Source organism: Xenorhabdus griffiniae, assembly GCF_037265215.1.
Taxonomy (GTDB): Bacteria; Pseudomonadota; Gammaproteobacteria; order Enterobacterales; family Enterobacteriaceae; genus Xenorhabdus; species Xenorhabdus griffiniae.
This window is the reverse complement of the sequence record NZ_CP147737.1, coordinates 2,207,758-2,234,207: the sequence shown is the minus strand read 5'-3', so window position 1 is coordinate 2,234,207 and position 26,450 is coordinate 2,207,758. Positions and strand designations below refer to the sequence as shown.

The following is a 26,450-nucleotide window of genomic DNA, read 5'->3' as shown; positions in this document are numbered from 1 at the left end:
GCTTTTCTCTTACCACAACTTTGACAAATTTACTCCAAGGGATATCAGACGAACCTGTAAGACACTTGCGGAGGAATGAGGGTTAGTTCTGATATGAAAGGTATTCACAACTCCACAAAAACTTGGCGTCTCGACCAAGCATTATGACTGTTATGACTATCTGAAAGAAAACGGGAAATCGTGGTTCAATGAGAAAGGAAGCTACTATCACTATAGGGCAGCAATCTGCTTTTTTAACATACGAGGATTATTTCGAACCCAAAATCTGGCGATACAGAAAATTAGGCATAACAATAGAAATCGCAAATTTCTGCGGATTTATTTTACTCTTTAACTTTCCCTTGCCTCAAATTCCATCCCGAATCTTCCGGCATCTTCAAGCGGGCCTCTAAAGACAACCTTCGGGGATGAAATACCGCCAGCCCCGCAGCATTATAGCCCAATATACCAGATATCTGATAATGACCGGTGCCAAGTTTGTAACACAACAACGCCGGTAAAACCGGCGTTGTTGATGTACAAATATACTCAATTTGTTGCAGCGTTATCCACTTTTGCCAATTCTTCATTGCGAAGTTCTCTGCGAAGAATTTTACCGACATTCGATTTCGGCAATTCATCGCGGAACTCAATAAGCTTCGGCACCTTATACCCAGTCAGGTAACGACGGCAATGCGTTTTCAGTTCATCCTCAGTCAAACTGGGATCTTTGCGTACCACAAATACTTTGACAGTTTCTCCTGAGTTTTCACTCGGAACACCGACTACAGCAGACTCTAACACTTTAGGATGGGAAGAAATAATATCTTCTATTTCATTTGGATAGACATTAAATCCAGAAACTAGGATCATGTCTTTTTTCCGATCAACAATACTGATAAAGCCTTTTTCATCCACGCTGGCAATATCCCCAGTTGCCAACCAACCATCTTTCAATACCTCATCCGTTGCATCAGGGTGATTCCAGTAACCTTTCATCACCTGTGGCCCACGCACCCACATTTCACCTACCTCGCCCAGTGAAACTTCATTGCCATCATCCCCTACCAACTTGATTTCTGTTGAAGCAATGGGAAAGCCAATGCTACCACTGTAATAGGTCAAGTTATGCGGGTTAGCTGAAACTAGAGGGGAACACTCCGTCAATCCATATCCTTCCAGTAGACGACGACCTGTCAGGTTTTGCCATTTTTCAGCCACTACTCGTTGTACGGCCATGCCGCCACCAACAGATAAACGTAGTGAGGAAAAATTCAGCTTCTGGAATTCCGCATTATTCAGCCAAGCGTTGAATAATGTGTTAACACCTGATAGTGCGGTAAAGCGATAACGCGATAGTTCCTTGACCGTGCCGTTTACATCACGAGGGTTGGTAATCAACAAATTTTGCCCACCCAATTCAATAAAGAACAGACAATTTATCGTCAAAGCAAAGATATGGTACAACGGCAATGCAGTGACCACTAACTCTTGCCCAAGCTTTAATAACGGAGAATAACAGGCTTTGGCTTGCTCGAGGTTTGCCAGCATATTACGATGAGTCAGCATTGCACCTTTTGCCACCCCTGTGGTTCCCCCCGTATATTGCAGAAAAGCCAAATCCTCGTTTTTCACATCCGGTTTGACATACTGCATACGGTAGCCTTTATGAATCGCACTACGGAACGAAATGGCATCCGGTAAGTGATATTTAGGCACAAGCCGTTTGACATATTTAACGACAAAATCAACAAGGGTTCCTTTAGGACGAGAAAGTTGGTCACCCATGCGCGTCAAAATAACGTTCTTGACTTGCGTATTAAAGACAATCTTTTCTAAGGTATGTGCAAAGTTAGAAACGATAACAATAGCAGATGCGCCACTATCATTAAGCTGATGCTCCAATTCACGCGGGGTATAGAGTGGATTCACATTTACAACAACCATACCCGCACGCAAAATACCAAATAATGCCACGGGGTATTGCAGTAAATTGGGCATCATCAATGCTACCCGATCTCCTTGTTTCAACCCCAAGCCATTTTGTAAGTAGGCAGCAAAGGCACGGCTACGCTCTTCCAATTTACGGAAAGTCATTACCTCGCCCATATTGATAAATGCGACTTGATCGGCATAACGCGCTACAGCATTTTCAAACATTTCAATCAACGATGAATAACGATCGGGATCGATTTCTGCCGGAACATCTGCCGGATAATGTTTTAGCCAAACTTTTTCCAAGTTGAATACTCCTGAAATCTAATTGCGATGTAACCACTAACCATAAAACAAACCTGACTAGTACATTTAACAAATTATTAACTCAGCGTACCAGTTTGCAAAGCAACAATGTTCAGGTTGGCGATACACATCACTAATTTAATACTATCAATGACTGCAAAAAAATAAGGCAGCTTTTGCCGCCTGAGTATTTTTTATTATTTATCAAACAATTAGCTAAATTGTTATCACTTGGATTTATAGTTAGCCAATTATACACTTATTTCCTAATTTTTGGCTTGAAGTCTTCCTATTATTCTAAATAGTTATAAATAAGACATATCAGTCAAAGGATAATTATTAAGAGTTTATGTCACGACATGACGGGAAATTGATTCTTTTACAGACGGATAACCCTGGGTATCACCCGTGGCAGGTTTGTTTTGGTTGGGGGACAAATGCCTGCCACCAGATACCCCTTGATTGGCAAGAGGTTTATTCGGTTAAAATTGTCTCAACTGATACAGGCTGGAGTGGTGAATAACCGCGCCAAAACGGATCATAAGGGTTGCCATAATAGCCCCATGGTTCCATTCCGACAGCAGGAGGAAGAATCATTCTCTGAGATTCATACCAACGTTTCACTCCCGTTGCATTCATCACAACGTAATTATACGGGCTATTGCCTACTCTTCCTTTTTCAAGACCCGTAATCAAACCTACAACGGTCACATAGTGATCTTTAAAATCACTGGGTTCTAAAAAAGTATTAACGTAGGCATACACTCGTCCCAAAGAAGGTGCATCCAAACGGGGGGAAGCATTGCCCGCTAGTGGCATAGCAGATATTTCCAATCGAGTCTGGCTTTTTTCATTCAAGACACTCAGTACTTTGCCACCAAATCTTCCTTCATGCCCAATGTATAACTCAGGCATGTTCTTGACAGAAAGCAGGTTTTCCACCGGTGTTTTAGTCGTTCCTTTAATAACATCAGGAACTGACACACAGCCCGCAAGTACCAGGGTTCCCAATAATGTTACCGTTTGCAGTATGCTTCGATAGTGTGTTCCATTGAGCATAACGCCTCCAAATCTTATTAGACTAACCATCCATCTGGTTAGCCATACTGTAAGCCCTTTATACTCATGGACACCGCTTTCTGCCACAAGTTGCATGAATTTTATGGCGCCAGACAGAAGTTCCTTAACGGCCGGGCAATTTTTTCCATGTCACTTCATTACGCAAGTAAACAGGTTCAGCATGTTCAACCGCTGTCGCTTCCCCCGCGTCCCACATCTGAATGGCCAGTGGCAGCATATCTTCTGCATGGGGTAAAGTAACATCGCTTGCTGTCAGCACTAAATGGCTGTCTAATAATTGAGGATAGGCTTCCCATCCCGTTCCAGCAATTCCCCATTCTCCTGACAAGGAACTCATAATCTCTTGCACTTGTTCAGGTTTCAAAACTGCTTCCGTTTCATCACCCTGCCATTCACCTTGTGAATTACGCGTGTATTGTCCCCAGTAAACTTCTCCCATCCGCGCATCAATAGCAACCAAAACGTTTGTTGCTCCTTTTAAGCGAAAAGCCCCTTGTGCCATTGTTTTCAGCGAGGAAACACCAATCATCGGTAATTCAGCGCCCAATGCCAACCCTTGAGCGATGCCAATACCAATCCGTACACCGGTAAAACTGCCCGGTCCACGGCCAAACGCTAACGCATCCAATTGTTGCAGGTTCACACCACCTTTTGATAAAACCGCTTGAACCATTGGTAAAATACGTTGAGTGTGTTCCCGTGGGGAAATTTCAAACTGTGCCTCGATAGCACCTTCATTCCAAAGCGCAACAGAACAGGCTTCAGTTGCAGTATCAATAGCTAAAATTCGCGTGGACATGCCTTAACTCCGGCAAGATATAGGATTCAAAACAAGGGGCTATACTACCATAGCCCCAACATCATCGCCCTGACATTTTATTACCCAGACCGCGGTGGGCGTGAGTTCAGAAACGCAATTGCTTTTGATAAATCACGGGTACGGGAAGCGGGAGGCAGGCTGTTTAGAAAAACCTCACCGTATGGACGCATCACCAGCCGATTATCACAAATAACCACAACGCCATAATCATCAATATCGCGGATCAGGCGCCCAACGCCCTGCTTCAAATCAATCACGGCATCGGGAAGCTGGACCTCGTGAAAAGCATCTCCGCCCTTAAGTTGGCAATCCTCAATACGGGCCTTAAGCAAAGGATCATCCGGCGCAGTGAACGGCAATTTATCAATAATAACACAGGACAATGCATCACCGCGGACATCCACCCCTTCCCAAAAGCTGCTGGTCGCTACCAGTAATGCATTGCCCGCAGAGATAAATTGTGTCAGAAGTTGTGTCTTGCTCGTTTCACCCTGAACCAATACTGGCAATGTCATACTGGCACGAAACTCTTCCGCCAAGCTGCGCATCATTTGGTGAGAAGTACAGAGGAAAAAACAGCGTCCTTTATTGCTTTCAATTAATGGCTTTAGCATACGAGCCAGCCATTTTGCCCCACCATTTTGGTTAGGTGATGGTAAGTGACGCGGAACACACAATAACATTTGACGTTGATAGTCAAAGGGACTAGACAAGAGTAATGTTTGGGCCTGTTTTAGCCCTAAACGTTCAGTGAAATGATTTAGCTGTTCATTGACCGACAAGGTTGCCGATGTAAAAATCCAACTACCTGATTTTTCAAGGATCATCTCACTAAATTTGTCAGCAACAGATAACGGTGTTAGTGCCAGCAAAAAATGCCGCCCATAACTTTCAAACCAATAGCTGTAATTGGGTATGCTAACATCAATCAGACGCTTAAGACGATTACGGTAAACCGTTGCCCGTTCAAAAGCCGCATCTAACATGGCTGAACGCCCCAAAGAGAGTTTCATCACGTCATAACAAAGCTCAAGCGCATCGTCCATCCGCACTAATGCGCGCTGAACCTGCTGCTGTTGCAAGGCCCCACGAAGATTACCCCGATAACTGTTTTCACCCAATGACAAACGGAAATCTTGTGCACTTTGGCTGAGACGATCTGCACTTTTTTGCAATTGTGCCTGATCTCGCACTTCAGTACGGTAAGCCATGATGATATCGCGCGATAAGTCCATCAATTGGCGGCTACTTAATTGCTGACCAAAATATTGGCTGGCAATATCAGGGATCTGATGCGCCTCATCGAAAATCACCACATCAGCCTGCGGGATTAATTCACCAAATCCGCTATCCTTAACCACCATATCTGCCATAAATAAGTGATGGTTAACAATCACCACATCGGCTTCCATCGCTTTTCGACGGGCTTTCAGAACGAAACATTCCTGATAGGATGGGCAATCACTGCCAAGACAATTATCATTAGTGCTCGTGACCAATGGCCAAACCGTACTATCTTCCGCCACTTGATGACAGGTACTGATATCACCATCTGTTGTATCACCTGACCAATGCTTCAATTTGATGACTTCCGCCAGGACTTCAGCTTCTAACTGGGAATTGCCGATTGACTGTTGTTCAAGGCGTTCAAGGCATAAATAATTTGAGCGCCCTTTTAATAGCGCCAGATTGCCAGTAAAACCTAACGCATCAACGATAGTGGGTAGATCTCGACTGTAAAGCTGATCCTGCAATGCCTTAGAACCAGTAGAAATAATCACTTTTTTACCGGAACGCAAAGCAGGGACCAGATAAGCAAATGTTTTACCGGTTCCCGTTCCTGCTTCTACGACCAATTGTTGCTGTTTTTTAATCGCAACTGTAATAGCCGAAGACATTTCCCGCTGGGCATCGCGTGGCTTGAAACCTGGTATGGCTTTGGCTAGTATGCCATTTTTCGCAAAATCGTCTGACACAAACAGCCTCTTTCAATAAAATGTAGCAGAATTATGCCAATACTAAGTTGTAATAACTACTCAATTCAGCAAAAAACTGGATAAATTAACAGGAGATTTAATGACTATTAAACGCATTGATCCAGATACCCGTTGGTCAGAAGCGGTCGTTCACAATGACACTATCTATTATACCAGCGTGCCAGAACAACTGGACGGTGATATTACAGAGCAAACCGCCGATACTCTGGCAGCCATTGATACCCTGTTACACCGCCTTGGTTCAGATAAAAGCAAGATATTGGATGCAACGATTTTTCTGGCGGATAAGGCTGATTTTGCAGGTATGAACGCCGCCTGGGATGCATGGGTGGTTGCCGGAAGTGCTCCAGTCCGCTGTACTGTTCAGGCTGCATTGATGGATCCTAAGTATAAAGTCGAAATCAAAATTATCGCCGCTTTATAATCCACACCGGCCAAACAAATATGGCATTGAATGAGTTATTGCTCATTCAATGCCATGCTTAGAAATAAAATTTAAGGAATGGAGAGTAGAAATCAAGCCATCTTAATAATAATCATGCCTATCAATAGCAGCACAATACCACTCCATCCCTTAAAATTCAGTCGTTGATTAAACATTATCCAACCCGCTGCCACTGTGGCAATGATGCCGAATGCTCCCCATAAGGCATAAGCAATGGAAAGTTCTATCCCTTTCACTGCCTGGGCCAACGCACTAAATGCGCCCAAAACAGCAACCAGAGACAAAATACCCATCCAGAAACGCTGAAATCCATTGGATAATTTCAATAAAATATTCGCCACAATTTCCAAAACAACAGCCAGAATCAGGAATGCACCATGCCACCATTCAAATTGCGTCAGCATATCATGCCTCCCTGATTTGCTTGTTCGAAACATTATTTAATGCTGTTGATGGATTATTTTGGGATGCATTGTTTGAAGCCTGGCCTTTGCTTTTTTTCTCTCCCATCTTGATCAAGGCAATTCCAGCCATCAACAAGACCAATCCGCTCATTTTCATCAATGACAGTGATTCGTTGAACCACATCACACTAAAAGTGGTAATAAACAGGATCCCAATACCTTCCCACAGTGCATAAGCTACGCCCAATGCGACTTTTTTTACAGCAACGGCCAGCAAAATATAAGAAGTTGTGATCATGGTATACATCACGATCATGCCTGTAAAATCACCCGATACGCTGGCATGTTTCATTGACAGAGTACCAATCACTTCTGTCATAATCGCCAGTACAAGAAATACCCAATAAATCATTTTTTTTCTCCTGAACATACTGATAAGCATGCCAAGATATCAAGCTATAGATGCCAACAAAGTCGGTGGCAAATGTAATGACGCAATATCAGAATCAAACTGACTTTTTAGCAAAATATTTTGGCAAACGAAAATTGCCGGTGAAGAACCGGTTAGTAGGAGAAGGCCCTAAAGGGCGCCGCACCAGTAGTGCTCACTGGATAAAATAGTTGAGAGGAAGAAAACATGGGTACAACGTTGAATTTTGTTACTATGTTGAATGTTGACGCTTTTGGCGCTATTCATGATATTTTATTCTTTCATCACACGACAATCGTATAACTATCGCACGATATACTACGAACCCTCATATTAGTAAACGAATGATGTATTTCTATCATAGCCCAAAATAAAAAGCAATGGTTTGTATTTAGTTAATCAAACTCTACTTTTAGTAAGAAAAATTGAATAACCGTTTATTTATACTGAATTTTATTTATTCAGATAACAAATTTAGTCTCTTGCTTCGGCAAAAATGAAAATCATTTTCTGCCCCTAAAATTTCGCAAATACAAAGCATAACTATTTATATTTACTAATCTAACTTCAAGATGCGTGTGATTTCTCCCCGCGAAGCAGGGAGAAATCAGGTTTCATCGCATGCTGGTAAATTGCAACTTGAAGTTTAATGCGTATAAACATCAAGTCCAGCTGTTATTTTATTAATAACTAAGTTAATGCGAATTAAAAACGCGCAAATTACTCAAATTCATTCCATGAACGACCATCACGCGTAATCATAGCGATAGAAGCCACTGGCCCCCACGTGCCTGCTTGATAAGGTTTCGGTGGTTCATTATCCGCCGCCCACGCATCCATAATGGAATCCACCCATTTCCAGGCTTCTTCCACTTCATCACGCCGGACAAACAATGCCTGAATGCCGCGCATTGCTTCCAACAATAACCTTTCATAAGCATCCGCAAGATGCGTCTGGTTAAATGTTTCAGAGAAACTCAGATCCAGTTTGGTTGTTTGCAAACGGTGTTTATGTTCCAGTCCTGGGGCTTTATTCAGCACTTCAATATCAATACCTTCATCTGGCTGCAAGCGGATTGTCAATTTATTTTGCGGTAATTGCTGGTAAGATTCAGCAAATAGATTCAGAGGAGGCTCTTTGAAATAAACGACAACTTCAGAACATTTAGCTGGCAACCGCTTTCCGGTCCTCAGATAAAAAGGCACACCAGACCAGCGCCAGTCATCAATATCGACACGAATCGATACAAAAGTTTCCGTTTTACTGGCTTTATTCGCCCCCTCTTCTTCCAGATAACCGGGAACTTTCTTACCATGAACAAAACCTGCGGTATATTGCCCGCGAACCGTTTTTTCCCTGACATTGGTCTGATTAATCCGACGCAATGAACGCAGCACTTTCACTTTTTCATCACGAATGCGATCTGCTGTCAGGTCAGCCGGTGGTGACATGGCAATCATAGTCAGAATTTGCAGAAGATGATTTTGGATCATATCGCGCATCTGCCCTGCCTGATCGAAATATCCCCAACGCCCTTCGATACCAACTTCCTCAGCAACGGTAATTTGCACATGATCAATCGTGCGATGATCCCAATTATTGACGAAAAGCGAGTTGGCAAAACGCAACGCTAACAAATTCAATACCGTTTCTTTTCCCAAGTAATGGTCAATACGGTAAATTTGGTTTTCATTGAAATATTTTGCCACTTCATCATTAATCGCTCTGGACGAAGCAAGATCTGTTCCCAGTGGTTTTTCCATCACCACACGGTTGGGTTCCGTATTCAACCCCGCAGCGCCTAATCCATGACATACTGCCCCAAATGTACTTGGAGGCATGGCAAAATAGTGAATAGCGGGTAAGTCATCTTTATTAATTATTTTTGCCAATTCGGTAAAATGTCCCGTCTCATTTACGTCCAAATTACAAAATTCCAGACGTGAACTCAGCTTCTTCCACAGTTCTGGATCTGGTTTCTCGGACATAAATGTCACCAATGCTTCTTCAACAACTTTGGTGTAGGCTTTTTTATCCCAATCAGCTCGACCGACGCCGATAATTCGGGTATCAGGATGGATATAACCCGCTTTTTCCAACTGGTAAAGGGAAGGCATTAATTTCCGGCGTGCTAAGTCTCCTTTCGCCCCAAAAATTACCAAATTACAAGCCTGAGCTGTAGACGTCACCGCCATGTTGCATCTCCTCAATTACGGGATATTGTAATTTTTTTACAGAATCTGTGGGTAATGTACTCTTTTGGCTATATGCAGTAAACACTGATTATTCATGTAATTCTCTGTATTTCATGTTGCTGCTGGATTAACGACAAAATGAAATCCATACACAGGTTATTAAACAACCACGTCTATTTTCTGTACACTGCTGTCACATCCATGATAATTTTGTATTCACTTGCAATGTGGTCGTCATTCATACCGATTAGTGATTATAAGTTGAAAATTTACAACGCTTAAGAAGTAATCTTACCAAGTTGAAAGTTAGACACTTGTCATATTTTCATGAAAAATCCCATATTATCCGATTATTGCCACTGCCAGCTTTCAATAACAAGTAGTATATTTTCATGAAAATGAAATAGATTTCTCCTGTTAATGAAATCGTTAAAACCGAGGTTGAACTTCGTTTTATGAACACACTGGAACGGCTCCAAAATAGTCTTGATGTTTTGAGTAAGTCAGAGAAAAAGGTTGCGCAGGTCATCCTTGATTCACCACAAACTGCCATCCATTCAAGCATTGCTACTCTGGCTAAAATGGCCAATGTGAGTGAACCAACGGTGAATCGTTTTTGTCGTCGTCTCAACACCAAAGGGTTTCCTGACTTTAAATTGCATCTGGCACAGAGCCTTGCCAATGGTACACCTTATGTAAACCGCAACGTGGAAGAAAGTGACAGTGTCACCGCTTATACAAACAAAATTTTCGAATCAGTAATGGCAAATCTGGAAACGGTCAAAAGTAATCTGGATATTGCAGCAATTAACCGAGCTGTCGATCTTTTGACTCAAGCCAGAAAACTCTCTTTTTTTGGTTTGGGGGCATCAGCCGCTGTAGCCCATGATGCCATGAACAAATTTTTTCGCTTCAATATTCCAGTGACCTATTTTGACGATATTGTGATGCAACGGATGAGTTGCATTAGCAGTACCGAAGGCGATGTTGTCGTATTAATTTCTCATACCGGAAGAACAAAAAGCCTGGTAGAAATGGCTAAACTGGCCCGCGAGAACGATGCAGCAGTGATCGCCATTACTTCGACAGGCTCCCCCTTAGCACACGAAGCCACCCTCCCCATTCTATTGGATGTACCCGAAGATACAGATATCTATATGCCGATGGTTTCAAGGATTGCTCAATTAACCATCATTGATGTACTGGCAACGGGTTTTACACTTCGCCGCGGCTCAAAATTCAGAGATAATTTGAAGAGAGTCAAAGAAGCGTTGCGTAATTCACGGTTTGATAAGTCTGAATAAACCAGAAAATAGACTGTGTTTTTGTTCACTATTTATCAACTCTCCAGACTGATAGCATATGTAGACTTTTCCCCACTGCCTATTTGCAGTGCGGAGTTAATAATCAATAAATTAATAGTTACCCTACAGTAATCGAAAACTCATATACCCAATGGATTTCAAGTTCCCCTCACCGATGCGGTAACTTGAAAAACAAAAGGTATACTTCACAGGTCAACGGAGTAATACATGTCCAGACGGCTCAGAAGAACAAAAATCGTCACTACACTTGGCCCAGCTACAGATCGTGACGACAATCTAGAAAAAGTTATCCAAGCGGGGGCCAACGTCGTCCGCCTTAATTTCTCTCATGGCACTGCGGAAGATCATATCCAACGTGCTAATAAAGTGCGCGAAATTGCTGCCCGTTTAGGTTGTCATGTTGCCATCCTCGGTGATCTTCAAGGACCCAAAATACGCATATCCACCTTTAAGGAAGGAAAAATTTTCCTGAATGTTGGGGATAAATTCCTGTTGGATGCCAATCTAAGTAAGGGAGAAGGAGATAAAGAAAAAGTCGGTATTGACTATAAAGGTTTACCATCTGATGTGACGGCGGGAGATATCCTGCTATTGGATGATGGACGCGTTCAATTGAAAGTTCTGGACGTTCAGGGGATGAAAGTCTTCACGGAAGTGACTGTAGGAGGCCCGCTTTCCAACAATAAAGGCATCAATAAATTGGGCGGCGGGTTATCAGCCGAAGCACTGACAGCAAAAGATAAGGAAGATATCATCACAGCAGCCAAAATTGGTGTTGATTATCTTGCTGTTTCTTTCCCTCGTTCAGGTGAAGATTTGAATTATGCGCGCCGTCTCGCACGAGATGCAGGCTGTGAACCCCAAATCGTTGCAAAAGTTGAGCGAGCGGAAGCTGTTAGCAGTGACGAAATCATTGATGAAATTATTCTGGCATCGGATGTTGTCATGGTCGCTCGTGGTGATCTCGGTGTTGAAATTGGTGACCCTGAACTGGTTGGTGTACAGAAGAAACTGATCCGCCGCGCCCGCCAACTTAATCGTGTCGTGATTACAGCCACGCAAATGATGGAATCCATGATCACCAATCCAATGCCGACGCGTGCTGAAGTCATGGATGTCGCCAATGCGGTACTGGATGGTACTGATGCGGTTATGCTCTCCGCTGAAACAGCGGCAGGCCAGTATCCTGCGGAAACTGTTGCCGCTATGGCTCAAGTCTGTCTTGGCGCAGAAAAAATGCCCAGTGTCAATGTTTCCAAACATCGCTTGGATATAACATTTGATAGTATTGAAGAAGCGATTTCAATGTCCACTATGTATGCAGCCAACCACCTGAAAGGCGTCAAGGCAATTATCGCCATGACTGAATCTGGCCGCACAGCCCGCATGATGTCCCGCATCAGTTCTGGCCTGCCTATCTTCTCTATGTCTCGCCATGAATCAACCTTAAACCGTACCGCTCTTTATCGTGGTGTGACGCCTGTTTATTGTAGCTCACATACTGACGGGATCGCTGCGGCAAATGAAGCAGTAAATCGCCTGCGCGATAAAGGTTATCTCATCTCAGGGGATTTGGTACTCGTAACCCAAGGTGATCAGATGGGAACTATTGGCAGTACCAATACCTGTCGCGTACTTGAAGTAGAATAATCTCAATATAAATCATAAAATAGAGGGCACTATCACGGCCCTCTTCTCATCCTAATAACGACTATTTATACGCATTAAATTTCAAGTTGCAATTTACGATACGATATGAAACCTGATTTCTTCCCGCTTCGCGGGAAGAAATCACACGCATCTTGAAGTTGTAGAGTAGGCCTCAAGTTTGATGTCATCTCCCCAGCGGCCCCTCGTCAAACCGTGCGTGCGGTTTTCCCGCACACGGCTTTCCGACTGTCTTCTTCCTGCTGCATTACGACGTTACAAGGCGAGCATACCGACTGACTTCGTTTCCGTTTATCGACAGACTATACAACTTAAATAACCCGTGATACTTGTAGAACCAGCTCGGCGGATGGTCCCTCCATCCTTTAGTTCGCTTCTTGTGCTTCTTCCTCAACATAATACAGAGTGTCCATATCGTGTAATTTGCGATGCTTTTGAAATGCATCCGGGAGTTGCACGTCTTGAAATAATTACCCCACCCTCTAAGGATTGGGTTTATTTCTGTTCTGATTAGCTCCGGAAGATCCCGATGCTGACCTTTTCGTGTCACTTCACGAATCTTTCGCTTTACTCTTTTCATCGCTTCTGGTGAGGGGTAGTAATAGGTTCTCAATTTTCCATCCCTTTTGGACGGCTGCACTGCAAACCTGTGCCCCAGAAAGTCAAACGGTGACTTTATTGCATGAACGACTTTCGTCTTTTCGGTATTTAGCGTCAATCCAAGCCGATCAAGTACCTTACAGGCTTGAGCCAGATAAAACCTCGGTGCTTTCTTACACAAAATGACAAAGTCATCGGCATAACGAACAAGATGAGCGTCATGCTCACGCTGATTGAATCCCTCTTTTTCCCAGATATGATCCAGCCAGTGCAGGTAAAGATTAGCCAGTAGTGGAGATATCACGCCTCCTTGTGGAGTTCCTGCTATCCCCGCTTTCAGGTTTCCCTCTTCCATTACTCCAGCTTTCAGCCACATTTCAATCAGTTTCACAACTGAGCGATCTATGACTCTGGTTCTCACCGATAACAACAATTTATCATGGGGGATAGTGTCAAAATAAGACTTCAAATCAGCATCTACCACCCAGTAACATTTAAAATTTAGCCACTTATAGATTTCTCTCAGCGCCTGCTGCGCATTTCTGCGAGGCCGAAAGCCATATGAAAAATCTTTAAAACTCGCTTCGAAAAGCGGTTCTATGACTATCTTTACTGCTGCCTGAACTACACGATCTTCAATAACAGGTATGCCCAGTGGTCTTTCCTTTCCATCCGGTTTAGGAATGTAAACCCTACGCACCGGTTGAGGAGAGTACTTCTTTTGAACTAGCTTCTTCTGGATGTCTTGCAGAAAGTTACCTACACCAATTTCAGTTTCAATCTTATCGATTGTTAACCTGTCAATTCCTGAAGAACCTTTATTGGCTTTAACCTGCGTCCATGCCATAACAAGCACACGACCACTACATACCTTGTCATACAGAACACCAAATTTACGTTTTGGATCCGCCTTGGCTGCCAGGTATAGCTTGCGTTGCAGTACTCGTACCTTTTCAAATGCCGTGTTTAGAGCTTTCGCAATCACGTAGTACCTCCTGTAACAACAGGCATGACAGAAGTAGAGGTCCTTCCCTACGGTCAGGTTATGTTGTCCCTACCATCAACAGTACTATGACCTCCTCCGACTCCTCTATCCTGCATCTCTCAGAATTTCAGCGGTTACCTTATATCTTTGATTACGCAGTGGGTTAGACTACGACAGGGAGAGGTCTCGTTCGTTCCACTCAGTGCTATACATGCATCCCATCCTCAATACCCCGGATCCCTGTCATGACTTCATATGGTTGTTAATCCATCATGATTCACTGGCCTTCGCCCCCATTCTAAAGGCTCGGCAGGATCACCCTACACCACACTCTCCCAGCATAACGGTATGGCTGAAATTTACGAGGCTTGTTCAGGTTCACTTGCGTTACGGGCTGCATACTTGCGCGCACCCACAGTCTGGGTCAGGGGTCACGTTTATCCGGCGTTGCTCCCGTGTTTCAGTCACCATCCACACGTACGCCATAGCTACGCAGTCAAATCAACCAACTACTGCGGCAGGACTTTCACCTGCAAGACACTGAGCAGCTTAGCGAACCGCTCAGATTGGTATATCATCCCTCTAATTATATTAAATAAAACCTACAATAACGATTAGAAAAAATTTATTTAATGAAACAAGCGTCCAAAATTAATTTCACAATAAACGACTTATACTATACGCATTAAACTTCAAGTTGCAATTTACGATACGATATGAAACCTGATTTCTCCCCGCTTCGCGGGGAGAAATCACACGCATCTTGAAGTTAGGCTGGTATATATCACCCCAATACCAACTTTATTTTTATGATAAAATTCGACAAATAACAATAAATAAAATTAGTATTGACAGGGGGGGGGAATAAAACATTATTAATTAGTCGTTGATATCAACACTATCCATATGGAATAAATTTTTTCCATGAGTATTAAGATATATAAACCCTCTCTAATCCCAAAATGGAGATTATTATGATTAATACATCAAATGAAATGAACAGAAATCAAGAAGCATTAAGTTTTCTGGCTACATCATTTAAAGGAACAGATCTATCTATCAGCCAAAAATCTTTGGATGATCTCAAAGAAAATCCAACAATCCCAGAAATTAGCGCCTGGAATTGGTCTAAAGGATTTCAGGAACTATAAATAAAAAAACCAGGGTAATCACAAATGATTACCCTATTGATATCACCTAAAACAACTCAAAAATCAATAATAACGAATTGTTATTATTGATTTTTTAAAACACCAGATTTAAAAGTTTGAATAAGTAAAACAATCAATAAAACCGGAAATTTGCCATAATAAAAATAATGTGCTATACAAATAGGAAAGTAAGTTATTTCCATCAGGTAATGATGTTACTTAAATAGAAAAATAACACAAATAGGAAAAATAGAAAAACATGAATGTAGATAATAAATCAAACGCAATGAAGTATGCCAGCATGGTTTTATTAATACTTTCAACATCCGTTATGATGTTAGCGGTTTATTTATTCTCTACTTTTTTTTATTCCGATTACCATATCGATAATAATAACGATAATCTTTACCGTGTTGAAACAACTTTTAACTTACCTAATGGGGAGAAAGTGAGATCTGCAAAGTCTCCTTTGCCATTGATTGAAGAAATCCAAAAAGATTCCCAAGTTAAGAAAATTGATTATTTTTTCAAAATTAATATGACATTAGAAAAAGATGAAAAGAGAATACCAAAAGTACCAATAATTGCTGTCAGTAGTGATTTTTTACATACTTTGTCACCTTTTAAAAAGGAAGGCGTTTTCTTAAAAGAAAATGAAATATTCATAACCAAAAAATTTAATGACCAGTATCTTCATTTACAAAAACCAGAAGGAAAGTCAATCATATTAAACAATCAAACCTATATCATTAAAGATTTATTAGAAAAACGCAATAACAATAGCTTAGATATAAATGCTATTATTTTGTTTAATCCAAATTTAATGCAAAATTATAATATTGAAAAATTCAATTGGTATGATACTCACGCCTATTTATTTATTAAGCTAACGAATAAAATTCAAAAAGAAAACCAGGATAATTCCCTTAATAATATCATTGCAACTAAAGCCACTAATCTCCCAGGAGCACCATTCACGGCGACCGATTTTATACATCTTACTCTAAAAAAAATGAAAGATATTCATTATCAAGATGGCTTGCCTGATGAAATATCCACGGGGTTATCAAAAGAAGTTATCTATAGTTCATATGCTGCCCTTGCATTTATATTATTCGCGGCAATTACCAATTACTATAGCTTAATTTCTTCTTACTCATCTGAGAAAAGAGATATTTACCAATTAAAAAAGGCATTAGGTGCATCAACATTAAACATCATTTATGACACTTTTCCAAAAATCCTGATAAAATCCATATGTTCTATCATAATATTTTTGTTTTTAAGTATATGTATAATCCATTATTCTGCATACATTAGGAATGTACTCAATATACTCGATATACTCGATATACTCGATATACTCGATATACTCGATATACTCGATATACTCGATATACTCGATACACACCAATTGATTTTTCTGGCAATTTTTTCTATTTTTCTTTCATTTATAATAACTTCATTAATAAACCTTTCATTTTTACTAAGATTTTATTTTTATCAAAGAAACAGAAAAATGGATATGAGATATGAATCCATATTCTTCTCTTGGTTCAAAAAAACCTCCCTAGCTATTCAATTATTTGTTGCCGGCATCTCAATTTACCTGGTTACAGGATTAGTCAGTCAATACATCCAATTAATGGAATTACACATTCCGTACGATAACACGAATACACTATCAATAGATATAAACAATGATAATAACAAAAAATTGACCATTAATAAACTGGGTGATGAACTTACCAAAAATAAAATTATATCATCATCAACATTTAGCAGTTGGCGTCCATTTGATATGTCAAGAGAAAACATTACCATTTACCATTCAGGGCAAAAAATCAGCAATAAATATATTTACTCAAATGTGATCACTGCGGATGAAAATTTTACTAATGTCTGGAAAATAAGGACAATTGCAGGAGAGAATAATCATATATATCAGAGCAATGATAAAAATACAGTCAATGCTATTGTTACAAAAGAATTTTTGACACAAAACGGCATTACTAAATTTGACGACATATTTAATAACTATTATTGGTATATGCAAGGGAATAATAAAATACAGATCAGGTTTATTCAGGTTATAGAAAACTTTAACTTAGCTGCCATTGATGAACCATTTAGACCCATAGTGATTTTCATTAAAAAAGGTGACAACAAATACATTTCATTTAATGTTAACAATATAAAAAACACACCTGTTATATTTGATAATTTGTTAAAACATGGTTTTAGCAAGAATGATATTGATTTAACCAGCCAATTATTTGACGCTTATTATAATAACTATTGGAAATTAATTAAACTTACTTCCACTACAGCTATTTTTTCTATTGTCCTGTTAATGCTCTCTTGTTTCACTACCAGCATGACTGACTTTAATGGTATGAAAAAAGAATTTAGCATTATGGAATCTATTGGAGGATCTATTTACACTAACTTAATCCATTTTTTATCAAAGAGTATTCTTCCTATCATTGCATCAATATTTATAGCATACTTATCAGGAAAGCCCCTGTTAAATTACTTAATCAAAGAATATAACATTTCTTATGCAAATACTTTTGTTTATAGCACATTAGCTTTGTCAGCAACCATGATATTTACTATTATTATTCTTATTGCAGTATATTTAATAAACTATAAGAAATTATCTTCTGCTAAATTCTTGTGAGATGAATAATGGATATAAAGATTGAAAAAAAAGCATACATAATAAAGAAAAATCAATAATTCTTTTGTTTCTGATACTTTTTATTTTATTTATCATTTTCATTTTATATTATACCTTTTCTGCAAAAGAAGTGACTGTAGGAAAGAGAGAGATAACACAATTTGAAGTACTCAGGAAAACAAGCAATGATTCCTTGAAGATAAGAGCTGTTGTCGTTCCTGATAATAGCGTATCTATTTCAACAGAAATAGGTGGAATTGTTAGCGAAATTATAAAAAAACCCTCACAAAATATATTAAAAAATGAAGAAATAGTAAAGCTATCTAACTTTAATTTCACCTTGAATAACTCAGTTATGTTAGCTGACGTTACAGATAAATTGAATAACTTGATAAATATAAAAACTAATTTACAATCAGATTACAGAGATATAAATGATAAATTTTTAGACGCCACTAAGGAATTAAAAACCATTAAGAATAAACTCGAAAGATACAATAACATTACAAACAGAGATTATGTTTCTAAAGAAGTTTTGCGTGATTTAAAAATTAAGATGGATCACTGGAGTAATGTTTATCAATTTTATAAAAAATTAAAATACGAACAGGATAAAAACATAAAACAGCAACTAAAAGAAATTAATGATGCTGTAAAAAAACAAAAAAAGCTTTCTGAAATCATTGAAAACGGCTTTGAACAACTTTCAATAAAATCAACAATCTCTGGTAACATCAGCTCATTAAATTTAATTTTAGGCCAGAGACTAAAACCAGGGGAGCAAATAGCTGTCATTGACGATTTATCCAGTTTCTATTTCGAATCAGAAATTAATGAATATTACCTGGATAAAATAACCTATACCTCTCCTGCAAACTTAATTTATAACAATAATAAAATACCTTTATCGGTAAAGCTAATTTCATCTGAAGTTAATAACGGCACTTTCAAGGTCAGGTTTGTATTTAAAACCCAAAAAAACTTTAATTTCAAACGAGGACAATCTGTTGATATCGCGGTAAATCTGTCCGAAAACAGATCGATATTTTCTGTCCCTTCATCTATGATATTTTATCTAGACAATAAATACTATGTTTTCATTCTGGATAAAAACCAAAAATCAGCCCAACGCACATTAGTTTCTATCGGTTCTGATGATGGGATTAATACAGAAATCAAAGATGGTATCTCTGAAAATCAGGTAATAGTCAGTTTTGGCAAAAGCAATTTTGTTAAGAACAATACAGTAAGGATTGAATAATATGATTAACATCGTAAATGTCTGCAAAACATATAAGACAAAATTTATCCAAACTAATGTTTTGAGTGACATAAATCTGAATATAGATAAAGGTGAATTTGTTTCTATTATGGGATCATCAGGTTCTGGTAAATCAACCTTACTGAATGTTATAGGCATGTTTGAAACCTTCGAACATGGGCAAATAACAATTAACGATAAAAACATTTCCAATATGAAATATTCCCATAAAATTTCATTACGCCGTGAACTTATTGGGTATATTTTTCAATCATTCAACCTGTTACCAAATCTAACTGTATTTGAGAATATCGAGCTACCACTAAAATATAGGGGATACAAAAAATCACAAAGAAAAGAAAAAGTTTTTGATTCAATACATAAATTTGGCCTGAAAAATAGAGAAAATCATAAACCAATACAATTATCAGGAGGTCAACAACAACGTGTTGCAATTGCCAGGGCAATGATATCCAACCCTGCTATATTATTAGCCGATGAACCAACGGGTAATTTGGACAGTGCTAATGGGGAAATTATATTATCCTCACTGAAAGAGTTAAATAAAAATGGCACCACAATTTTAATGGTTACCCATTCTTCAGAAGCAGCTAAATTCTCTGACAGAATACTAATTATGAAGGACGGTCATTTAATGACTTGATATTAATAACTAAAGAGAAATTATATATGGATACAATAATTCCTATAAAATTTTTGGATCTGACCTCCCCCCCTTCTTCCGCAGGGACTCAAAAAGTTAATTACAAGCAATTAGCTGCCAGAATTATTGGTGAAATTCCTGCAGAAAATATACTAAATAACGAAGAATTTGATTTATATAAAAAGGAAAAAAGCATACATTTTAGTCCAGAAAAAATTAGCGCAACTAAGCTAGTTGTCGTTATAAAAGCAACCAGGCTCTGCAACTTAAGGTGTACTTACTGTCACTCATGGGCTGAAGGAAAAGGGAATACATTAACTTTTTTTAACTTAATGAGATCTCTCCATCGCTTTCTCTCTATTCCAAATATAAAAAGATTCGAGTTCGTTTGGCACGGTGGTGAGGTAACATTGCTAAATGTGAGTTACTTCAAGAAGCTGATATGGTTGCAACAACAATTTAAGAAGCCAGGCCAGATTATAACAAATACTGTGCAAACTAATGCGGTAAACATTCCTGAAGATTGGCTGTTATTCCTAAAAGGCATTGGCATGAGTGTGGGCATTAGTGTTGATGGTATCCCTGAAATACATGACAGTAGAAGATTAGATTACAGGGGAAGGCCAACCTCTCAGAGAGTTGCAGCCGGAATGAAAAAGCTACGCCAATATGGAATACCATATGGCGCACTTATCGTTGTTGATAGGGATGTTTACGAATCAAATATAGAAAAAATGCTCTCTTATTTTCATGAAATAGATTTAACTGATATTGAATTCCTAAATATTGTCCCGGATAACAGGCTTAAACCTGGTGATGATCCGGGAGGAAGTTATATCAATTACCATGATTATATTAATTTCCTTTCTAAAGTTTTCCGTATTTGGTGGGGTAATTATAGAGACAAAATAAATATTCGTTTATTTGACGGCTTTATTAATAGCATAAAATATTCCCAGAAAAAGATCTCCGATTGCTATTGGGCTGGAAATTGTTCCCAAGAAATTATTACCCTAGAACCCAATGGTACCATATCTGCATGTGACAAATATGTTGGCGCAAAAGGGAATAATTACGGTTCAATAATAGATAATGATTTAGGATATCTCCTAAAAAACTCCAATACTAATAAAAACCACCTTATAGAAGAAAAAGAATCATATGAAAAAATGCATCAATGTAAATGGTTCTTCATATGTAATGGTGGCTGTCCTCATGATAGGGTCATTAATAGAAAACATAACCCAAATTATAATAATTCATGCTGTGGAACCGGTAACTTGTTGAAAACGATAGAACAGGTTATGGCAGGATAATTTAGTGTTACCTTAGCACCTCCCCCTAATTAAAAGGTAATTATTGATTAGGGGGATAAGCTAATTCATAAGGTAAAATCAATGTTTACATGTCGTTTTTCCAATCACAAGTCCTCCCTTTTATAAGGCTCAATATCCCCTGCTTTGCGCGTCTTAAGCAATTTTAAGATCCAAGTGTATTGTTCAGGATTCGGCTTCACCAACTCTTCCAATTCCTCATTCATCCGACGAGCAATATAAGCATCATCCTGTCCTGCAATATCTTCCATGGGTGGACGGATATAAATGTCCAGCTGATGAGTTTGGTAATTATAAACCGGAAATAACGGAACAATGGCCGCGCGACAAACTTTCATTAAGCGTCCAAGTGCAGGCAAAGTCGCCTTATAAGTGGCAAAAAAATCGACAAATTCGCTGTGCTCTTCGCCATGATCCTGATCAGGTAAATAATATCCCCAAAAACCTTCACGCACTGTAGAGATAAAGGGTTTAATCCCTGCATCACGGGAATGCAAACGACCACTAAAGTGACAACGCGCCTTGTTCCATAAGTAATCAGCCACGGGATTGCTTTGGTGGTGAAACATAGCTGACATTTTTTGTCCACGTGCAGCCAACAACATCGCGGGAATATCAACAGACCAACCATGTGGAACCATAAAAATCACATTCTTACCTTGTGCTTTTAAGGCTTGAATAGTGTCTTCGCCATGCCATTGGGTTCGTTCAAGGGTTGATTTTGCTCCCCTGAGACAAAGCTCCGCCAGCATAACAAACGATTGAGGGGCGGTAGCAAACATGCGATCAATCAGCTCTTCGTGCTGTTGTTCCGTTAACTCAGGAAAGCAGTAAATTAAATTGATTTTTGCCCTGCGGCGAGCACTTTTCGCTTTTCTTCCCGCCAAAACACCTATCTTGGCCAAGAGTGGATCACGCCATTTTACAGGGACATAAGACAATCCTGCCAATATACCCACGCCAGCCCAAAGCCCCCAATAACGAGGATGTAAATAAGCTCGATGAAACCGAGGGACATATCCCAATTTACTATCTGTATCTTTTTCTTTATTCATGAGCTAACAACTCTGATGATCCCAATATTTACTCTTAAGGCGCAAGTTTACAACAAAAAATAAGATAAAAGCGGATGATAGTAATCATCCGCTTTTATCTCTGTCAATAATAGGAAGTTGATACACTTAATCTAGCAACAATTGAGGCTTAGTCTCTTGAACCATTGCTACATACTCTGTACGCTCTTTACCACTCAGCCCACCAGCGCGCGGTAATTTTGCCGTGAGCGGGTTAACCGGCCTCTGGTTATTCCAGAATTCAAAGTGCAAGTGTGGACCTGTTGAGCGTCCCGTATTCCCTGATAGCGCAATACGTTCTCCCCGTTTCACTTTCTGACCCGGTTTTACCAGTATTTTCCTCAAATGCATGTATCGAGTTGTATATTGACGACCGTGCCGAATAGCAATGAAATTACCGGCTGCCCCATCAAATTTGGCGACAACGACTTCACCATCACCTACCGCCAGAACCGGAGTTCCTACTGGCATAGCAAAATCAACCCCTTTATGCGCTGTAATTCTGCCAGTTACCGGATTTAAGCGATGTGGATTGAAAGAAGAAGATACTCTGAACTGTTTAGTTGTGGGGAAGCGCAAGAAGCCACGCTCAAGCCCGGAAGCATTGCTGTCGTAAAAACGACCATCATCGGCCCGGAAGGCATAATAATCGTTGCCACCACTTTGTAAGCGAACACCTAACAATTGGCTTTGTTCACTTTTCCCATCAAGCATTTCACGGGACATCAACACAGAAAAACGATCACCTTTACGCAATTTGCGGAAATCTATCTGCCATTGCAACGCTTTTGTCACTTCTCTAGCTTCACTGCTTGTTAATCCAGCCACCAGAGCACTACTATTGAAACTGCCATCAACTGTACCTTTGATGACACTGTTTTTCCATTCTCCCTTCTGGAACTCTTGCGTTTGGTTAAAAGTATCTCCTTCGCGAGTATAAACGCGAGTTTCGCGCCGTGATATATTCCAAGTCAGCGTTTTTAAACTCCCATTATCATCAGTAGTCCACGATAATGACTGACCAATACCTAAATTACGCAATGACTTATATTGATTTGCTAACAAAGCAACATCAGAGGAATCAATTCCGAACTGAGTTAAAATCGAACTCAGGGTATCACCACTGGAGACAACATATTGGTGCGGAACATTTACTGCCGTATCAACAGAACTGCCATCATCATCCCCAATGCCCTCATTGGGGAGTTGTTCATTAGCATCCCCAGCGACATCATCATCCGTTGCTTCTGGAATGCGATTGGGGGTACTGAGAATAATACTACCTGTCTGTTCTTCTCGTTCATGGTAAACAACAGGCCGCCATATCGCGATAGCCAGAGTGACCAGCGTGAGAGATCCAAGCATGATCTTGTGTGGTTTGGGCAGGTTGTTGTATACCAGAACGATAGTTTTAGCTATCTGCTGCACTAATAAAATTCCTTACTATACTAATTCAGGCAGCTCGCGTATTGTTTTGATAGCTGAGTTATAAATTTCATATAGCTATCTTTATCCAATACGATACCACTCCCTAAAGGATCAAGTATTCCAATACGTACATCAGTACCTTTTGCTACGGCATGAATAACGGCTGGCTTGAATTGAGGTTCAGCAAAAATACACCTTGCTTTCTGCTCAACCAATTGTGTTCGTATTTTGTGTAACCTTTGCGCACCAGGTTGTATTTCAGGATTGACCGTAAAAACACCTAGCGGAGCCAATTGGTAGTGTTTTTCAAAATAACCATACGCGTCATGAAAAACAAAATAACCCTGTTTTTGTACGGACTTTAAAACATGAGTAATATTCTTATCAGTTTGTGCAAGCTGTCCATTGAATTTACGTAGGTTTACTTCTAATTGCTGTTTTTGTTGAGGATATTGCTCAATAAGCTGATCATATATTGCCTGAGCGGCTTTTTCCGCAATCTCTGGAGAAAGCCAAATATGCATATTATATTCACCGTGATGATGATGTTCGTGATCTTCCTCATGTTTATGCTGATATGATTCAGCATCCGGTTCATGACTATCTTCACTATTTTTCAATAATAGTGGCTTAATCGTCGATAATTCAGCCAGTGACAGTTGTTTATTCCGTTCAATTTTAGCTATGGGTTTCGCCAAAAAGGTTTCCATATCTGGACCAATCCAAACAACCAAATCGGCTTGATTAATTTTCTGTACATCCCGAGGCCGTAACGCATAATCATGTGGAGAAGCGCCATCGGGCAGAAGCACTTGAGTCTTTGTTACACCATCAGCAATGGCAGCTGCAATAAAACCCAATGGCCGAATGGATGCAACAACATCGGCTTGCGCAGAGCCATTCATTCCTGCCACTAACGTAGTCGCTAATGCGATGTTATGAAAAAACTTATGCGCGTATTTCTGTGAGTTGTGTAACATAATATGAATATTCCATGCAGAAAATTGAATTTTGTTATATTATAACATTCCAATAATTCCGCAAGACACTTTTGACTCGCCAACTATGATTACCCTAAAAAATATTACGGTTGAATTTGGTAACCGCAAGGTATTAAATAATATTTCATTCAATCTCAAGCAAGGGAAAATTCTGACCCTGATCGGCCCAAACGGTGCAGGAAAATCAACTCTGGTTCGCGTCGTTCTTGGTTTAGTCCAACCCACTTCGGGCACGATTGAACAGAACCCCACATTAAGAATTGGTTATGTTCCGCAAAAACTTAACCTTGATCCCACTCTGCCCCTGACTGTAAAGCGTTTTATGCTGTTAAGGCCCAATGTGAAACCCGCAGATATCATGCCGGTATTAAATCGGGTCAAGGCTGCTCACTTATTGGAGCAACCCATGCAAAAGCTGTCTGGTGGAGAAACTCAGCGGGTATTACTCGCCAGGGCTTTGCTGAACCATCCCCAGCTTTTAGTTCTTGATGAACCAACACAAGGCGTGGATGTCAATGGCCAACTGGCGCTTTATGACTTAATCAACCAAATCAGAACAGAGCTTAATTGCGCTGTACTGATGGTATCCCATGACCTGCACTTAGTCATGGCGAAAACAGACGAGGTTTTATGCCTCAATCAGCACATTTGTTGTTCTGGCACACCAGAAGTGGTGTCAATGCACCCAGAGTTTATTGCAATGTTTGGACATCATGGTGCAGAACAACTGGCAGTTTACCGCCATCACCACAATCATCATCATGATCTTAGAGGGAAAGTTATTTTGAAAAATGTAGGGGAATCACGCCGATGATTGAATTATTACTTCCCGGCTGGCTCGCCGGTATTTTTTTGGCAATTGCCGCGGGGCCTCTTGGTTCTTTTGTCGTTTGGCGCAGAATGTCCTATTTTGGTGATACACTGGCACACGCATCACTGCTTGGTGTTGCATTTGGTTTCTTACTGAATGTGAACCCATTTTATGCGGTGATTGCAGTAACACTTATCTTAGCCACTATTTTGGTTTGGCTGGAAAAGCGCCCGCAATTGGCAGTTGATACCTTATTAGGCATTCTGGCTCACAGTGCCTTATCGCTGGGCTTAGTCGTCGTGAGTTTTATGACCAGTGTCAGGGTCGATCTAATGGCTTATTTGTTTGGCGATTTATTGTCCGTAACTTACGAAGATCTCTGGCTCATTGCGGCCGGTGTCGCGATTGTTACTGGATTACTGACATGGCAATGGCGCGCCCTGCTATCAATAACAGTTAGCCAAGATTTGGCCTTTGTTGATGGCATTAAAATTCAACGTCTGCGTATTTTACTCATGTTAGTGACAGCATTAACTATTGGGCTGGCAATGAAATTCGTTGGGGCATTAATTATCACCTCCCTGCTGATTATCCCTGCCGCTACCTCCCGTCGTTTCTCCCGCACACCTGAACAAATGGCCGTTTTTGCAATTATTGTCGGTATGCTTTCTGTTACGGGAGGGTTAACATTATCGGCATTTTATAACACACCGGCAGGACCTTCCGTTGTACTTTGTTCGGCAGTGTTATTTGCCTTGAGCTTAACGTTCAAGGCAAGAAACTGATTTTTAGCGACAATTCAAATACAACTATACCAATCTCACTTCAAGATGCATATGATATCTCCCCGCGAAGCGGGGAGATATCGAGCTTC

Annotated in this window: 22 protein-coding genes; 10 read left to right on the top strand and 12 right to left on the bottom strand. The window is 40.1% G+C overall.

What is annotated here, in order from left to right:
- Positions 1-323: 323 nt before the first annotated feature.
- The 5 genes from WDV75_RS09670 to WDV75_RS09650 form a co-directional block, all read right to left on the bottom strand.
- Positions 324-569: a hypothetical protein gene (locus tag WDV75_RS09670; protein WP_273571186.1), complete on the bottom strand. Its 246-nt coding sequence runs from the start codon at positions 567-569 to the stop codon at positions 324-326.
- Positions 529-2,220 carry a long-chain-fatty-acid--CoA ligase FadD gene (gene fadD / locus WDV75_RS09665; protein ID WP_273571184.1) on the bottom strand — a complete coding sequence of 564 codons (1,692 nt, stop codon included), beginning with the start codon at positions 2,218-2,220 and terminating at the stop codon, positions 529-531. Before fadD ends, WDV75_RS09670 begins: the two co-directional genes overlap by 41 nt.
- A 474-nt stretch (positions 2,221-2,694) precedes the next feature.
- Positions 2,695-3,279, bottom strand: coding sequence for a Slp family lipoprotein (locus WDV75_RS09660; RefSeq protein ID WP_273571182.1), 585 nt, complete (start codon positions 3,277-3,279; stop codon positions 2,695-2,697).
- A gap of 124 nt (positions 3,280-3,403) precedes the next feature.
- A complete protein-coding gene (tsaB, locus tag WDV75_RS09655) occupies positions 3,404-4,099 on the bottom strand; it encodes a tRNA (adenosine(37)-N6)-threonylcarbamoyltransferase complex dimerization subunit type 1 TsaB (protein ID WP_273571181.1) in 696 nt (231 codons plus the stop codon).
- Positions 4,100-4,179: 80 nt separating this feature from the next.
- The gene (locus WDV75_RS09650; RefSeq protein ID WP_273571179.1) at positions 4,180-6,096 is read right to left on the bottom strand and encodes an ATP-dependent DNA helicase; all 1,917 of its coding nucleotides are present in this window, start codon (positions 6,094-6,096) and stop codon (positions 4,180-4,182) included.
- A gap of 100 nt (positions 6,097-6,196) precedes the next feature.
- Between WDV75_RS09650 and WDV75_RS09645 the strand changes: the two genes are divergently transcribed.
- Entirely contained in the window at positions 6,197-6,541 is a 345-nt protein-coding gene (locus WDV75_RS09645; protein ID WP_273571177.1) for a RidA family protein, read from the top strand.
- Positions 6,542-6,633: 92 nt separating this feature from the next.
- On the opposite strand, the gene mdtI is transcribed toward WDV75_RS09645, so the two are convergent.
- The 3 genes from mdtI to zwf form a co-directional block, all read right to left on the bottom strand.
- Positions 6,634-6,966 (bottom strand): multidrug/spermidine efflux SMR transporter subunit MdtI, encoded by a 333-nt coding sequence (mdtI, locus tag WDV75_RS09640; RefSeq protein ID WP_273571175.1) that lies wholly within the window; start codon positions 6,964-6,966, stop codon positions 6,634-6,636.
- 1 nt (position 6,967) lies between these two features.
- Positions 6,968-7,378 carry a multidrug/spermidine efflux SMR transporter subunit MdtJ gene (gene mdtJ, locus WDV75_RS09635; protein ID WP_189759464.1) on the bottom strand — a complete coding sequence of 137 codons (411 nt, stop codon included), beginning with the start codon at positions 7,376-7,378 and terminating at the stop codon, positions 6,968-6,970.
- A 738-nt stretch (positions 7,379-8,116) separates the two neighbouring features.
- Positions 8,117-9,592, bottom strand: coding sequence for a glucose-6-phosphate dehydrogenase (gene zwf, locus WDV75_RS09630; protein WP_273571172.1), 1,476 nt, complete (start codon positions 9,590-9,592; stop codon positions 8,117-8,119).
- Between the two features lie 455 nt (positions 9,593-10,047).
- On the opposite strand from zwf, the gene WDV75_RS09625 reads away from it, so the two are divergent.
- Complete coding sequence (locus WDV75_RS09625; protein ID WP_273571170.1) at positions 10,048-10,896, top strand: MurR/RpiR family transcriptional regulator; 849 nt, start codon at positions 10,048-10,050, stop codon at positions 10,894-10,896.
- Positions 10,897-11,124: 228 nt separating this feature from the next.
- Complete coding sequence (pyk, locus tag WDV75_RS09620; protein ID WP_273571168.1) at positions 11,125-12,567, top strand: pyruvate kinase; 1,443 nt, start codon at positions 11,125-11,127, stop codon at positions 12,565-12,567.
- A 265-nt stretch (positions 12,568-12,832) separates the two neighbouring features.
- Here the strand turns inward: pyk and ltrA are convergent, their stop codons facing one another.
- Positions 12,833-14,170 carry a group II intron reverse transcriptase/maturase gene (gene ltrA / locus WDV75_RS09615; protein ID WP_338803455.1) on the bottom strand — a complete coding sequence of 446 codons (1,338 nt, stop codon included), beginning with the start codon at positions 14,168-14,170 and terminating at the stop codon, positions 12,833-12,835.
- Positions 14,171-15,144: 974 nt separating this feature from the next.
- On the opposite strand from ltrA, the gene darA reads away from it, so the two are divergent.
- The 5 genes from darA (at position 15,145) to darE (ending at position 21,245) form a co-directional block, all read left to right on the top strand.
- Positions 15,145-15,321: a darobactin family peptide antibiotic gene (darA, locus tag WDV75_RS09610; RefSeq protein WP_273558988.1), complete on the top strand. Its 177-nt coding sequence runs from the start codon at positions 15,145-15,147 to the stop codon at positions 15,319-15,321.
- Positions 15,322-15,580: 259 nt separating this feature from the next.
- A complete protein-coding gene (gene darB, locus WDV75_RS09605; protein ID WP_273558991.1) occupies positions 15,581-18,004 on the top strand; it encodes a darobactin export ABC transporter permease subunit in 2,424 nt (807 codons plus the stop codon).
- Between the two features lie 130 nt (positions 18,005-18,134).
- On the top strand, positions 18,135-19,265 hold the full coding sequence (locus WDV75_RS09600; protein ID WP_273558993.1) for an efflux RND transporter periplasmic adaptor subunit: 1,131 nt from the start codon (positions 18,135-18,137) through the stop codon (positions 19,263-19,265).
- A 1-nt stretch (position 19,266) separates the two neighbouring features.
- Positions 19,267-19,929, top strand: a complete 663-nt coding sequence (locus WDV75_RS09595) for an ATP-binding cassette domain-containing protein (RefSeq protein ID WP_273558995.1) — start codon at positions 19,267-19,269, stop codon at positions 19,927-19,929.
- A 26-nt stretch (positions 19,930-19,955) separates the two neighbouring features.
- Positions 19,956-21,245: a darobactin maturation radical SAM/SPASM protein DarE gene (gene darE / locus WDV75_RS09590; protein WP_273558997.1), complete on the top strand. Its 1,290-nt coding sequence runs from the start codon at positions 19,956-19,958 to the stop codon at positions 21,243-21,245.
- Positions 21,246-21,349: 104 nt separating this feature from the next.
- On the opposite strand, the gene lpxM is transcribed toward darE, so the two are convergent.
- The 3 genes from lpxM to znuA all read right to left on the bottom strand — a co-directional run bounded on the left by lpxM (position 21,350) and on the right by znuA (position 24,744).
- Positions 21,350-22,318: a lauroyl-Kdo(2)-lipid IV(A) myristoyltransferase gene (gene lpxM, locus WDV75_RS09585; RefSeq protein ID WP_189759468.1), complete on the bottom strand. Its 969-nt coding sequence runs from the start codon at positions 22,316-22,318 to the stop codon at positions 21,350-21,352.
- 126 nt (positions 22,319-22,444) lie between these two features.
- Entirely contained in the window at positions 22,445-23,764 is a 1,320-nt protein-coding gene (mepM, locus tag WDV75_RS09580) for a murein DD-endopeptidase MepM (RefSeq protein ID WP_273558999.1), read from the bottom strand.
- A gap of 20 nt (positions 23,765-23,784) precedes the next feature.
- Positions 23,785-24,744 carry a zinc ABC transporter substrate-binding protein ZnuA gene (gene znuA / locus WDV75_RS09575; protein WP_273559001.1) on the bottom strand — a complete coding sequence of 320 codons (960 nt, stop codon included), beginning with the start codon at positions 24,742-24,744 and terminating at the stop codon, positions 23,785-23,787.
- Positions 24,745-24,829: 85 nt separating this feature from the next.
- On the opposite strand from znuA, the gene znuC reads away from it, so the two are divergent.
- Both znuC and znuB read left to right on the top strand, forming a co-directional pair.
- Positions 24,830-25,579, top strand: coding sequence for a zinc ABC transporter ATP-binding protein ZnuC (znuC, locus tag WDV75_RS09570; RefSeq protein WP_273559003.1), 750 nt, complete (start codon positions 24,830-24,832; stop codon positions 25,577-25,579).
- A complete protein-coding gene (gene znuB, locus WDV75_RS09565; protein WP_189759472.1) occupies positions 25,576-26,361 on the top strand; it encodes a zinc ABC transporter permease subunit ZnuB in 786 nt (261 codons plus the stop codon). Before znuC ends, znuB begins: the two co-directional genes overlap by 4 nt.
- Positions 26,362-26,450: the final 89 nt, after the last annotated feature.